The following is a 12,448-nucleotide window of genomic DNA, read 5'->3' as shown; positions in this document are numbered from 1 at the left end:
CCGCCGGTGCGGCGGAGCGGAGCCTGGCGAACGACGGCGCGTCGGTGCGCTCGGAGGCCGACGCGCCGTCGGCTCGGGGGTCAGCGCAGGGCCGGCCAGCGCCGGACCAGCGTGGTCCGGGCCCAGGCCCGTCCGGCTCCCCAGGTGTCACCGGCGTAGGCGAGCACCAGCACCACCATGCTGATCGCACCGAGGACGTGCTCGTCGAGCACCGGGTTGTTGTCGGGCAGCAGGTAGACCGACCACATCATCAGGTAGAGCAGCGCGCCGGCAGTGCCCGCGATCCGCATCCCGACGCCGAAGGTCACCGCCAGGCCGATGCCGAGCAGGCCGACCATGAAGAGCCAGTCGGCCCACCAAGCGCCCGCGATGGAGTGGTAGAAGCCCTCGAACGGCCCCTTGGCGCCGTACTTCAGGAAGCCCTCGGTCGGGCTGCCGCCGTTGATCCAGGCCGCGTCGCCGAACCGGTCGAGGTTGCCCTGGGCGTCGTAGCCGGTGTGGTAGCCGAGCGCCAGCAGCTTGTCGAAGAACGCCCAGAGGAAGGTGAGGCCGAACGCGATCCGGAGTACGGCGAGGGCGCGCGCGGCGGCGACGGTGAGACCCCGGGCGTCAGCCAGCTGCGGGGTCGTGGTGGTGGCGTGCGTGCCATGGATGGTGCTCATGGGATCTCTCCTCCCGGTTGTCGCACGTGGGTTTCGTCCTGGTTCCAGTCGACGCCATGACCGTTGGTCCGGGACAGGGCTGGACTCCCCGATCGGGCGGGACCAAGGTCCGCCCAGGAGGCCCAGTGGCCGGGCCCTTGTCCTCGGGTCGCTCTCAGTGCAGCGCCGCGAAGGCGTCGTAGACCATGAACGCCGGCCACACGAAGCCCTCGAGCACGGCCAGAACGTGCCACCAGAACCCGTCCGCCTGCTGCCAGAACCAGACCCAGGCGCCAAGGATCCCCAGCGCGTAGAGGGCTCCCCCGCCCGCGGCCGCACCCGATCCGTTTCCTGCCATCACCGAACTCCCTCCGTGCCATCACTCCACGCCGAACTCGGTGTCGGAACCGGCGCCGCGCCACCCGGCACGGACCAGCCGGACCTCGAGCTTCCCCGGGTCGCGCCGTTCCATCTCGTCGAGGAGCTGCTCCCGCTCACGGACGAGCCGGAGCGCCAGTGCCGGAGTCGTCCGCGGGTCGTGCAGCTCCTCCGACGTACGCCGCCACCGCCGCTCCAGGTCGCGGTCGCCCAGCCACCGGGTGTCCCGGGGGCGCGCCTGGCGGTGCTCCACCCAGAGGTCGACCCCGCACTGCACCAACGGCGGGCTCGCGCCGCCGAGCGCCAGGACGACGAGCAGCGCGACGTCCCCGAGCGCCGTCGGCAGGCCGACGAGCAGCACGCCGGCGACGCCGAACCAGAGGGCGCACTCCCCCGCCAGCCGCCACCTGCTCCGGTCCTCGACCCAGCACGGACCCAGCACTGCGCCGAGAGCGGCGAGCATGGCGGCCGACCCGACCATCGCCCACCAGCCGAGCTGCGCCCCGGCGAGGACGAACGTCAGGGCCGACACCAGCACCGTCGTCGTGCTCCAGAGCGCCCGATAGCTACTCATGCGACCACCGTGCTCACCGACCGCGGGCGCCGGCAGGGCCCATGGTCACATCGAGCGCAGGCCTTCCGGCCGTGCCGCCGGCGCCGCCGCACTGCTCACGCTGGCCGCGTGAATGAGGGACGACGACACTGCGGCGGTCCACCCCGATCGAGGCACCCCGGCCCCGGGGTGGTCGTCGTGCGCCGGGACAGCCGGGACAGCCGGGACAGCTGGCGACGGACCCCGGACTGGGCCGCGGACCAGGCGGTGCGCGAGCACCGGCCGCTGCCGATGGTGCATGCCGTGGCGGCGGCCGAGGAGCTCTGGCGCGACCCGCAGGGTCGCGACACCCGCGTGGGCGTCGTCACGGTCTCCGGGGGCGCCGGTCACACGCGCGCTCCCGCGCAGTTGCTCCTCGACCGCGCGCACCACGGGCGCCCGGCGTCCGACGTCCTGCCCGGCCCCGTGGTCGCGCCCGTGGTCGAGCCCGTGATCGGGCACCCCCGCTGCCCCGTCGCGGGGGTGCCGCACCCATGACCGCGGACGCGCCCCGCGACGATCGGCCGGATCGGCCGGACCCGCCACGCCCGCACCGGGTCGCGGACGTGATGAGCCGCCGGGTGCTCGCCGTCCGCTCGGACTGCAGCATCGTGACCGCGATGCGGTCGGCGCTCGGCGCCGGGCACCAGCACGTCGTGGTCGTGGACGCGACCGGGCGCTACGTCGGCGTCGTCTCCGTGCACTCCGTGGCCCAGGTGATGTTCACGCCGACCACGGTCCGGCGGGTGGCGGTGTCCGCGATCGTGGAGCGCGACGGCCCCCGGACCCGGCCCGACCAGCCGCTGGCCGACGCGGCGTCGGAGATGCTCGACGCCGGCGTCGACGCGATCGGCGTGGTCGACGTCGAAGGTCTGCTGGTGGGCCTGCTCACCTGGGCCGACATCGTGCGCTCGGTCGCCGACACGGCGCGGGAGTAGTGGGCGCGGGAGTAGTGGGCGCGGGAGTAGGGCGGGCGGGGCCGACCGCGTCAGCGGGCCAGCTCGCCGCGGCGCTCCACCACGAGCGACGGAATCGGCGGTACGTCGGCGGGCGCGACGACCCGCACCGGGCACGGCGCGGTGCGCAGCACGGCTCGGGCGGTGGCACCGAGGTGGACGGCGGCCGGCACGCCGTGCTGGCGCCGGGCGATCATCACGAGGTCGGCCTCGCGGGCGGCCTCGACCAGGGCGTGCCCGGCGTGGTCGTGCACGACCCGGAGCTCCACACGCACGTCCGGGTAGGCGGTCCGCCAGTCCCGGACCAGCGCCTCCAGCTCGGCCGTGCCCTCTCGCCGCCACTCGTCGAGGTCGACCCGCGACTCGATGATGTCGTCGTACTCGCTCGGCAGCTTCCACGCATGGACGATCAGCAGCTCGGCCTGCCGGCGCTGGGCCAGCGCGAACGCGTCGGCGAGCAGCTCGGCGGTGTGTCCGACCGCCTTGACGCCGACCGCGATCCGGCCCCGCTCGTCCGGCTGCCAGCCCGCCGGCACCTCGATCACGGGCACCGTCGCCCGGGCGGCGACGCCGGTGGCGGTGTCGCCGCGCAGCAGGCGCTCCAGCAGCGGCCGGTCGTCGCGGCCGACGACGATGGCCACGGCACCGTCGCCGGCCGCTGTCAGCTGCGCGGGCCGGGTGCCGTGGCGCAGGCAGCGCTCGGTCGGCACGTCCGGGGCCAGCGCGGCCACTCGGGCGGCCGCCTTGGCCAGGACCGCCTCGCCCACCCGCGTCAGGTCCACCGGAGCCTCCGGCAGCAGGGGCGAGATCGGCGTCTGGTCGGGCACGACGTGCACCAGCCGCAGCGTCGCGCCGAGCGACGCCGCCTCGGCTGCGGCGTACCGCAGCGCGCCGAGGTTGTCGGCGCTGCCGTCGACGCCGACGACCACGTGTCGCTGCTGCTCCTGGATGCCCGTCTGGACGCTCATGGCGACCTCCTCGACGTCGGTGAGGCGGCGACTCCACCCCTCTCGCCAGCGTCGGTCCCGGAGGCCGCCGCCGTCAGGGCCGCTCGTCCGCCACCGGGCTGACCAAGGTCACCCCGGGCCGGGACCCTGGGCCGTGGCGCCGAGCGCCGTCCCGCCGCACCGTGGAGGCAACGGAGATCGACCGAGCGGGACCGAGAGGGACCGAGCGCTCCGGTGTGAGGAGGTCGAGATGAACACCACGATGCCGACGCCCCCGCCGGTCGTGCTCACCGGGTACGACTGCTGGGGCCTGCTCGAGGACGAGGAGATCGCACGCATCGCCTGGTCGAGCCCGGACGGTGTCGCCATCGTCCCCGTCAACTACGCCGTCGCGGACGGCGCGCTGTGGTTCCGGACCCAGCTCTACACCGCGCTGGCGCGCCAGTGCGCCGGCGGACGCGTCGCGGTCGAGGTCGATCACCTCGACCGGCGGAGCCGGTCGGCGTGGAGCGTCGTGGTCGTCGGCACCGCCGAACGGGTGCCCCCGCAGGAGGTGCCCGACAGCGTGATCGGCATGGAGGTCTGGGCGCCGGGTCCGCGCAGCCTCTTCATCCGGGTGACGCCGATCGAGGTCACCGGCCGGCGCCTGTGGGGTCGCCCCGCACCCGATCGCGACGACCGGACCGAGCCCGAGACCCGGAGCGAGGCCCCGACCGAGGAGGAGAGCTGACATGTTGGTCCAGGAGGCCATGGCACGCGAGCCCGTGACCGTGACGGTGCAGACGAGCATCAAGGAGGCCCTGCGGCGGCTCTGCGACCACGCGATCACCGCGATGCCGGTCGTCGACGCCGGCGGCCGGCTCCGCGGCATCGTGAGCGAGGCCGATCTGATCCAGGACCTCGTTGCCCGGGATCCCCGGGCGCTGGAGCGACCGATCACCGTCGAGCCGCTCTATCCGCCGGTCACGGTCGAGGACGTCTACACCCGCGCGACCGTGACCGTGGCGCCCGACGACGACGTCGCGACGGCGGTCGAGCTGATGACCGCGACCGGGGCCAAGAGCCTGCCGGTGGTCGACCGTCGGCACCGACTCCTGGGGATCCTCAGCCGCAGCGACGTCGTGCGCGCGCTTGCCCGCGGTGACGAGGCCATCGCGTCGGACGTCACCGCGCTGCTGTCGTCGCTCGGCCACGACGACTGGCTCGTCGACGTCGACGACGGCGTGGTCTCGATCACCGGGCCCGCGGACGCCGCCGAGGCCGCACTGGCCCGGGCGCTAGCGAACACCGCGGCCGGCGTCGTCGACGTACGGATCAACCTCGGGTGAGGCCGGGCGCCGGTCAGCCCACTCGCACCCGCTCGCCGAGGGCCGGGACGACGGCGGTGATGCCGAGCTGCCGGTCGATGCGGGCCGCCAGGCGGCGGGACGCGTCGACCTCGCCGTGCACGACGTACACCACCTCCGGCGGCGCGCTCGCGGACGCGATCCAGCCGACGAGCTCGTCGGCGTCGGCGTGGACGGAGAACGTGGGATCGTCGACGATCTCGGCCCGCACCGGCACGTACCGCCCGTGGATCTTGACCTGATGCGCACCGTCCAGCAGCTGGCGGCCACGCGTGCCGACCGCCTGGTAGCCGGTGAGCACCACGCAGTTGCGGTGGTCGGGCAGCTGGTGCGCCAGGTGGTGGATCACGCGCCCGCCGGTCGCCATGCCCGAGGCGGAGACGACGATGCACGGCGAGCCGGGCCGGTTGAGCCGCATCGACCCGGCCGCATCGGGGACTCCCCGGACGCGCAGGAGGTCGAGGGCGGCGAGCAGCTCGGTGGCCTCGGGACGCAGCTGCGGCGACCCGGTGGCGACCGCGGCCCGGTAGACCTCCAGGGCCGCCAGCGCCATCGGGCTGTCGAGGAAGACCGGCACCCGCGGGATCGCGCCCGCGCTCATCAGCCGGTACAGCTCGAGCAGCACGAGCTCGGTGCGGTCGACCGCGAACGCGGGGATCAGCACGGAGCCGCCGCGGCCGACCGTCCGGCGGACGGCGCCGGCCAGGACGTCCGGCTCGTCCGCGGCGTGGACGCGGTCGCCGTACGTCGACTCGATGACGATCGCCGACACCGCGGGCGGCGGCGCGGGCGGCCGGAGCAGCGGATGGTGCGGACGTCCCAGGTCACCGCTGAAGGCGAGAGCGGCCCCGTCGACCTCGAGGTGGACCGTGGCCGAGCCGAGGATGTGCCCCGCGGGACGCAGCGTCAGACGGGTGGACCGGCCGAGCACGACCTCCTCGTCGTACTCGACCGCGTCCAGGAGCCGCAGCGTGCGCTCGACGTCGTCGACGTCGTACAGCGGGAGGGCCGGCCGGTGCCGCGAGAACCCTCGTTCGTTGGCGAACCTGGCGTCCTCCTCCTGCAGGTGGGCGCTGTCGCGGAGCACGATCTCCACCAGCTGGGCGGTCTCGGGCGTGCACACGATGCGCTCCCGGAATCCCTCGCGCACCAGGCGGGGCAGGTAGCCGCAGTGGTCGAGGTGGGCATGGGTGAGGACGACCGCTGCGAGCTCGCCGACGGGCACGTCGCTCGGCTCCCAGTTCCGTCGCCGCAGGGCGGACAGCCCCTGGTAGAGCCCGGCGTCGACCAGCAGGCTGCCGTCGTCGGACTCGACCAGGAACCGGCTGCCGGTCACGGTGCCCGCGGCACCGAGGAAGGTCAGGGCCGGGCTGCGCCGGGTGTGCTCACGGGTGTGCTCACGGTGCTCGGTGGGGTTCATGGGACGCTCCTTCGACTCCGTCTCCAGGCTCGGGTACCGCGCGGGCACCGGTCAGGGCCCTTCGTCACTGGGAGCGGGGCCACAGGTACCGCCGGGCTCGGTGACCGGACAGGTGCCAGGCTGGGGTCGAGATCCGAGTCGAGGGAGTGAGTCGTGGACGAACACGGGCACGAACACCGGCACGAACACCGGGCCGAGGTAGGCCGGGAGCAGGCGAGCCGAGCCGGGCTCACGCCGCTCACCGACGACGAGTGCCTGGCGCTGCTCTCGCGCGCGGAGGTCGGGCGGATCGCCTGGTGCACCAGCCGCGGACCGGTCGTGCTGCCGGTCAACATCCGGCTGGTGGGTCACGCGGTGCTGATCCGGGCGTCGGGGCTCTCCGCGATGGTGGCCAAGATCGACGCCGAGCGCGTCGCCGTCCAGGTCGACCATCTCGACGCCGACCGGCGGGAGGGCTGGTCGGTGCTCGCCCGCGGGCGAGCCGAGGTCAGCTTCGGCCCGCCCACTCCCGGCTCCCCCGAGCCGTGGCCGCCGGGTGAGCGCTCCGCCGCGGTGCGCGTCACCGTCGACGAGCTGAGCGGCCGTCGACTGACGGCTGGCCAGTAGTCTCCCGCCTCGCTCAGTGGTGCTCGTGCCCGTGCTGCCGGGTCGCGATGATCGCCGCCTGCGTCCGGCTCTCCACGCCGAGCTTGCCCAGCATCGTCGAGACGTAGTTCTTGACGGTCTTCTCCGCCAGCGAGAGCCGCTCGGCGATCTGCCGGTTCGTCAGGCCCTCGCCGACCAGGTCGAGGATCTGGTGCTCCTTCGGGGTCAGGTGCTTGGTCACCGGGTCCTCCGGCGGACCGTTGCGCAGCCGCGCCAGCACCTGGGCGGTCACCGCCGGGTCGAGCATGGACTGGCCCGCGGCCACCCGGCGCACCGTCTCGACGAAGTCCGCGCCCTTGATCTGCTTGAGCACATAGCCCGAGGCGCCGGCCATGATGGCCGCGAAGAGCGCCTCGTCCTCGTCGTACGACGTGAGGATGAGCGCCGCGATCGTCGGATCGACCGACCGGATCTGCCGGCACACCTCGACCCCCGAGCCGTCGGGCAGCCGCCCGTCGAGGATCGCGACATCCGGCCGCAGCGCCGGGATCCGGCTGGCCGCCTCCTGCGCGAGACCGGACTCGCCGACCACCTCGATGTCCCCCTCGCTCTCGAGGAGGTCGCGGATGCCGCGGCGGACCAGCTCGTGGTCGTCGAGGAGGTAGACCGTGATCGGGTCACCCCGTGGCTGCTCCGGATGCTCGTCCTGCTTCCACATGTCTCGACGGTACGCGCCGGATACCCGGGACCGCCGCGGGCGATCGCACCCCCGCGACGGGACCTTCGTCCCTGGGCGCGGCTGCTCACGGCAGCCGGATCAGCCGGGTGCCCTGCACGATCGCCGACGCGGCGGTCTGGAAGAGCGGCGCCAGCGCCTCGGGCGTCGGGGTGCAGAAGAAGAAGTCGCCGTCGGCGTTCTCGCCGTTCTGCTCCGCGGTCGTGTCGCAGCCGGGTCCCGCTCCCCCGCCGTCGTCCTTGCTGGGCGTGCCGTCCGGGCGGTTCGACGCCGCGGTGGCCAGTCGCTCGGTGACGAGCGCGGATCCGCCGCCGTTGCACCGAGTGCCGTCGAGCCGGAAGGCGATCGTCACCACGAGGATCCCTGCGTTCTTGGCCGAGGCGGCCTCGTTGACGAGGTTGTTGCAGGCCGTCGTGCCGTTGCTGCTGTAGGGGTAGCCGTCCCCGGGGTTGGTGTCCTCGTTGGGCTCGCCGTCGGTCATGAAGATGATCGCCTTCCGCACCGGCGCCGGTCGGGCGGCGGAGCTGGCGAGCAGCTCCCGTGCGGCGCGCATCGGCGCCGCGAGATAGGTGCCGGTCGACGATGACGTGTTGCCGATGCAGTCCACTGCCAGGGCCAGCGGGTCACTGGCGCTCAGCACGGGCGGGGTGGTGGGTGGGTGGACGTCCGTGTCGTCGTAGGTGCTGCTGAAGCCGACCGGGATCCACGGCCCGGAGCTCTTCGAGGTGCTGGGCCGGCTCTTGCACGACAGCGGTGCATCGCCCGAGCTGCGCCCGATGGTCCCCAGGGCGACCCGGTGCTGACTCGGCGTGAGGTACTCCAGGAGGCCCTTGATCGCATCCTCGAGGTTCCGGATGGCGCTGCCCATGCTGCCCGTCCGGTCGCCGACGACCACCATGTCGATCGGGTTCGCCGGGATCGAGCCGCACGCGCCCTGGCAGGCGACGGACGTGAGCGACCCGGTCTCCCCCTCGTCGACGCCGATGACCGGCGCGAAGACGTAGGGCACGTCCTTCTCGTCGCGGACCCGCAGCGTGTTGCACAGGTCGCCCTGCTCGGGCACGCACGGGATCGCGCAGATCCGGCCGTTGCAGGCGAGTCCGGGGTAGGCCGAGGCGGTGTACGGCGCCGAGCCCGGGTTGCAGCTGAGCGGGATGTGCGTGGTGTCCACGACGTACGTCGAGCCCGAGGCCTTGGAGCCCACGACGCAGAAGAAGTCGACGTCGGGTGACGCGTCGGGGTCGTTGGCGTGGGCGTTGGCCAGGGCCGCAGCCCTGGCGCCGGCACCGTCGGCCGGCAGCTTCCCTGCCCCGGCCTGCGCGGCCATGTCGAGGGTGTCGTGGAGCTCCTGCCGCTCGTTGACGAGATCGGCGAGGTCGACGGCCAGGGCCGCGAACCCGAACAGCACGACCGCCACGACGGCCGAGATGACGGCGATGGCGCCGCGCTCGTCGCGGGGCAGGTCGGACCCGGTCATTCGATCCTCATCTCCGCCCGCTTCGTGAGGGTGGTGCCGCCCGGGTCGACCATCTCCCCGACCGGGGTGATCCAGCCATGCGGCAGGCTCACCGTCACGATCACCGTGTCGCCCGGAACGGCCGCGGCGAGGCTGCTGCAGACGACGCCCGACGGCTTGCGACAGGCGACCGTGACGGTCGCGGCGGCGGCGTCGCCGGCCGGGAGGCTCGACCGGACCACTCCGCTGACCGCCGCGGCGTTCGGGTTGAGGCTGCCCTCCCGGGCGCCCTCCCGGGCCGCGTTGTTGATCAGCACGTCCCGGTTGATCGCCCACCCGAAGTCGACCGCGCCGAAGACCAGCAGGAAGAACGGCAGCAGGACGAGCGCGAACTCGACCGCGGCCGCCCCCCGCTGGTCGCGGGTGGTGGTCCGTCGAGGACTCATGTCGGCCTCCCTCGGGTCGTCGGTCACGGTGGGCTGGAGACGCCGGCGGCCGGTGCCGCCTCCCCCCATGGGCGGCACCGGCCGGTCGGCTGGTGGGGTGCGTCGGATCAGCTGGCCGGAGGCGTCGGCAGCTGCCCTGTGATCGTGAGGAAGGCCTGGTGGATCTGGTTGCCGAGCAGGACGACGGTGGCCACGATGACCGCCGCGATCAGGGCGACGAGCATGCCGTACTCGACGGCGGTGGCGCCGCGCTCGTCGTCGCGCTTGTCGCGACCGGTCTTGAGGTCGGTGAGGAACATCAGGGTCATCAGCTGGAGCTTCTCGATCATCGGACTTTCCCTTTCAGTGAGGCGACCGGTGACCGGTCCCTTCCGAACCCCCCGATGGGGCCCTTCGTGACATCAATGCTGGGCCGGCCGGGAGCCGCCGGCGTACGCCGTTCGGCTCGACCGCATGGCCCGTTCGGGCCATCTCCGGACGGCCGCTCGACCCACGGGTCGACCCGGAACGGCGGTGGGCGGTCCACCGTTTTCAGGCGACAGACGGTGGATGGGCCACCGCCGCACGCCGCACCCGCCAGGCCGGCGGTGGATCATCCACCCTTCCCGGACGACAGACCGTGGAGAGCCCACCGCCGCACGCCGTCACCCCACGAACGCGGCGGAGCCGCAGGCCCCGAGGGGCCTGCGGCTCCGCCGCTGACGATGCGGGCGGCTCAGCCGGCCACCGGCACCGGTGCCATCAGCAGGCCGAGGCGCAGCCCGGCCGCGAGCGCCTCGGTACGGCTGGCGACGCCGAGCTTGCGGTAGATGTGAGCCAGGTGCACCTTGACCGTGGACTCGCTCAGGTACAGCTGGCGGGCGATGTCGGCCGTGCGCAGACCCTCCGCGAGCAGCCGCAGCACGGCCAGCTCGCGCTCGGACAGGCGGGTGGTGGCCGAGCCGGACCGGCGCATCAGCGCACCCGCGAGCCCGGTGCACAGGAAGCTGCGCGGCGTGCGCACGGCGTGCCGGACGGCCCCGATGACCTCCTCGCTCCGCAGCTCCTTGCCGAGGAAGCCGGAGGCACCCGCCTCGAGCGCGGCGAAGATCTGCGGGTCGCCGGCGTGCATGGTCAGCACGAGGACGCCGGTGCGGTCGCTGTCCCGGCGGACCGCCTCCACGACGTCCAGCCCGCTGCCGTCGGGCAGCTGGAGGTCCGTCACGACGGCATCGGGGCGCAGGGCGCTCCACATGGAGAGCGCCTGGGCGACCGTGGCGGCCTGGCCGACCACCTCGAAGCCACCCGCACGCTCGAAAGCGCGGACCAGCCCCTGGCGGACCAGGTCGTGGTCATCGACGAGCAAGACGCTGAGTGTCATCGCCCTCTCCTTCTGTCCTGAGATCTCTCCTGAGCCGAGCCGGGACCCCCAGGGCGAGGGTCACGACGGTGCCGCCGTCCGGGCGGACGCCGATCACGAGAGCCGCGCCGACCTGGTCGGCGCGCTCCCGCATGCCCTGCAGTCCGAAGTGGCCCGGGCTCGGGGCGACGGTCCCGACGCCGTCGTCCTCGATCGCCAGGACCAGCCGGTGCCCGTCCGAGACCAGGCGCACCCACAGGTTGACCGCCCGCGCGTGCCGGCGGACGTTGGTGATCGCCTCCCGGGCCACCATCAGCACCTCGTGCTCGACGGACTCCGGGAGTCGCTCGCCGCGCTCGTCGAGGTGCAGGTGCACCCGCAGGTCGCCGCGGCGTCCGAGCTCGCCGACGTACGCCGAGAGCGCGCCCGACAGGCCGTCGACCGGCCGCGGCTCGGAGCGCAGGCCCTCGACGGCGCGGCGCACCTCGCAGGCGATCCCAGTGACGTCGTCGCGGAGCGCGAAGAGCGCCTCGCGGCCCGGGCCCGACCCGACCACGAGCGCCACCTCGTCGACCCGGTAGGCGAGCGCGACGAGCTGCTGGATCACGCCGTCGTGCAGCTCGCGGGCGAGCCGGCGCCGCTCATCTCGGGCGGAGCCCGCCGCGGCCGGGCGGCTCATCCGAAGGCCTCCATCATCTTCAGCGCCGCCGGGCCGAGCACGACCAGGAAGAGGCTCGGCAGGATGCAGAGGACGAGCGGGACCATGATCTTGACCGGGACCTTCTGCGCCTTCTCCTCCGCGGTCTGACGGCGGCGCACCCGCATCTCCTTGCTCTGGATGCGCAGCACCCGGCCGATCGGCACGCCGAGCTGGTCGGCCTGCACCATCGCCTGGCAGAAGGAGCGCAGCTCCTTGATCGTGCTGCGGTCCCCCATCGCGCGCATCGCGGCCATCCGGCCCATGCCGAGCTGCATCTCCTGCAGCAGCCGGGAGAACTCCTGGGCGAGCGGGCCGGTGGTGTTCCGCGCGACCTTCAGCACCGCCGCGTCGAAGCCGAGTCCGGCCTCGACCGAGATCGTCATCAGGTCGAGCGCGTCCGGCAGCGCCCGCCGCATCAGCGCCTCGCGCTTCTGCCCGGCGTTGTAGAGCAGCAGGTCCGGGACCAGGAAACCGGTCAGTGCAAGGACCACCGCCACCGCGAGGGCCGGTGCCGGCGCGACACCGACGGCCAGGCCGTAGAGCAGCGCGGCGCCGCCGAGGACGCCCATCGCGACCACCTTGACGCCCAGCATCCGGTCGACGTCCCACCCGGTCGGGTTGCCCGCGATGTCGAGCCGGCGCTGGATCCGCGCCTCGGCCCCCGACCGCGTCAGCCGCCGGGCCAGGCCGGCGAACCGGACGGCGTACGGCGCGAGCACGCGGCGCACGAACGACGGGTCCGGGTCCATCGCGACGGGCTCGGGCGCGGCCCCCAGCACCTGGATCGCGGCGAGGGAGGACGCCACGCCGCGCCGGTCGGACGCCAGTCCGCCCAGCGCCACGAAGGCGAGCACCGACCCGGTGAGCAGCAGCAGGCCACCGCCGACCATCACGAAGGAGGACATC

The 12,448-nt window shown here is 73.7% G+C and carries 17 protein-coding genes; 5 read left to right on the top strand and 12 right to left on the bottom strand.

The genetic code is table 11. From position 1 onward, the window contains the following. Positions 1-80: 80 nt before the first annotated feature. The 3 genes from KM427_RS11670 to KM427_RS11660 form a co-directional block, all read right to left on the bottom strand. Positions 81-662, bottom strand: coding sequence for a hypothetical protein (locus KM427_RS11670; protein ID WP_215527288.1), 582 nt, complete (start codon positions 660-662; stop codon positions 81-83). Positions 663-816: 154 nt separating this feature from the next. Next, complete coding sequence (locus KM427_RS11665) at positions 817-999, bottom strand: hypothetical protein (protein WP_183590271.1); 183 nt, start codon at positions 997-999, stop codon at positions 817-819. Between the two features lie 21 nt (positions 1,000-1,020). Then, positions 1,021-1,593 carry a hypothetical protein gene (locus tag KM427_RS11660; protein WP_215527287.1) on the bottom strand — a complete coding sequence of 191 codons (573 nt, stop codon included), beginning with the start codon at positions 1,591-1,593 and terminating at the stop codon, positions 1,021-1,023. A 177-nt stretch (positions 1,594-1,770) separates the two neighbouring features. On the opposite strand from KM427_RS11660, the gene KM427_RS11655 reads away from it, so the two are divergent. Both KM427_RS11655 and KM427_RS11650 read left to right on the top strand, forming a co-directional pair. Beyond that, a complete protein-coding gene (locus KM427_RS11655) occupies positions 1,771-2,109 on the top strand; it encodes a hypothetical protein (protein ID WP_215527286.1) in 339 nt (112 codons plus the stop codon). After that, positions 2,106-2,549 (top strand): CBS domain-containing protein, encoded by a 444-nt coding sequence (locus KM427_RS11650; RefSeq protein WP_215527285.1) that lies wholly within the window; start codon positions 2,106-2,108, stop codon positions 2,547-2,549. Before KM427_RS11655 ends, KM427_RS11650 begins: the two co-directional genes overlap by 4 nt. A 50-nt stretch (positions 2,550-2,599) precedes the next feature. Here KM427_RS11650 and KM427_RS11645 read toward each other — a convergent pair whose 3' ends face one another. Then, positions 2,600-3,535, bottom strand: coding sequence for a universal stress protein (locus KM427_RS11645; RefSeq protein ID WP_215527284.1), 936 nt, complete (start codon positions 3,533-3,535; stop codon positions 2,600-2,602). A gap of 229 nt (positions 3,536-3,764) precedes the next feature. Here KM427_RS11645 and KM427_RS11640 point away from each other — a divergent pair, with 229 nt between their 5' ends. Both KM427_RS11640 and KM427_RS11635 read left to right on the top strand, forming a co-directional pair. After that, a complete protein-coding gene (locus KM427_RS11640; protein WP_183590276.1) occupies positions 3,765-4,244 on the top strand; it encodes a pyridoxamine 5'-phosphate oxidase family protein in 480 nt (159 codons plus the stop codon). Between the two features lies 1 nt (position 4,245). Further along, complete coding sequence (locus tag KM427_RS11635) at positions 4,246-4,842, top strand: CBS domain-containing protein (RefSeq protein ID WP_215527283.1); 597 nt, start codon at positions 4,246-4,248, stop codon at positions 4,840-4,842. Positions 4,843-4,855: 13 nt separating this feature from the next. On the opposite strand, the gene KM427_RS11630 is transcribed toward KM427_RS11635, so the two are convergent. Further along, positions 4,856-6,280 carry an MBL fold metallo-hydrolase RNA specificity domain-containing protein gene (locus KM427_RS11630; RefSeq protein WP_215527282.1) on the bottom strand — a complete coding sequence of 475 codons (1,425 nt, stop codon included), beginning with the start codon at positions 6,278-6,280 and terminating at the stop codon, positions 4,856-4,858. Positions 6,281-6,433: 153 nt separating this feature from the next. Between KM427_RS11630 and KM427_RS11625 the strand changes: the two genes are divergently transcribed. After that, entirely contained in the window at positions 6,434-6,886 is a 453-nt protein-coding gene (locus KM427_RS11625) for a pyridoxamine 5'-phosphate oxidase family protein (RefSeq protein ID WP_215527281.1), read from the top strand. Positions 6,887-6,899: 13 nt separating this feature from the next. Here the strand turns inward: KM427_RS11625 and KM427_RS11620 are convergent, their stop codons facing one another. The 7 genes from KM427_RS11620 to KM427_RS11590 all read right to left on the bottom strand — a co-directional run bounded on the left by KM427_RS11620 (position 6,900) and on the right by KM427_RS11590 (position 12,447). Next, positions 6,900-7,583: a response regulator gene (locus KM427_RS11620; protein WP_183590280.1), complete on the bottom strand. Its 684-nt coding sequence runs from the start codon at positions 7,581-7,583 to the stop codon at positions 6,900-6,902. Between the two features lie 85 nt (positions 7,584-7,668). Then, complete coding sequence (locus KM427_RS11615) at positions 7,669-9,078, bottom strand: vWA domain-containing protein (protein ID WP_215527280.1); 1,410 nt, start codon at positions 9,076-9,078, stop codon at positions 7,669-7,671. Next, positions 9,075-9,503, bottom strand: a complete 429-nt coding sequence (locus tag KM427_RS11610) for a TadE/TadG family type IV pilus assembly protein (protein ID WP_215527279.1) — start codon at positions 9,501-9,503, stop codon at positions 9,075-9,077. Before KM427_RS11610 ends, KM427_RS11615 begins: the two co-directional genes overlap by 4 nt. Positions 9,504-9,610: 107 nt before the next feature. Next, positions 9,611-9,832, bottom strand: coding sequence for a Flp family type IVb pilin (locus KM427_RS11605; RefSeq protein WP_252275298.1), 222 nt, complete (start codon positions 9,830-9,832; stop codon positions 9,611-9,613). 386 nt (positions 9,833-10,218) lie between these two features. Beyond that, positions 10,219-10,863 (bottom strand): response regulator, encoded by a 645-nt coding sequence (locus tag KM427_RS11600; protein WP_215527278.1) that lies wholly within the window; start codon positions 10,861-10,863, stop codon positions 10,219-10,221. After that, entirely contained in the window at positions 10,835-11,521 is a 687-nt protein-coding gene (locus tag KM427_RS11595; RefSeq protein WP_183590283.1) for a sensor histidine kinase, read from the bottom strand. The genes KM427_RS11600 and KM427_RS11595 overlap by 29 nt, the downstream gene beginning before the upstream one ends. Further along, the gene (locus KM427_RS11590) at positions 11,518-12,447 is read right to left on the bottom strand and encodes a type II secretion system F family protein (protein ID WP_215527277.1); all 930 of its coding nucleotides are present in this window, start codon (positions 12,445-12,447) and stop codon (positions 11,518-11,520) included. Before KM427_RS11590 ends, KM427_RS11595 begins: the two co-directional genes overlap by 4 nt. Position 12,448 lies beyond the last annotated feature (1 nt).

It is taken from the genome of Nocardioides sp. LMS-CY (genome assembly GCF_018732145.1).
In the GTDB taxonomy this organism is placed as follows: Bacteria; Actinomycetota; Actinomycetes; order Propionibacteriales; family Nocardioidaceae; genus Nocardioides; species Nocardioides soli.
This window is presented reverse-complemented; position numbering and strand designations above follow the sequence as displayed.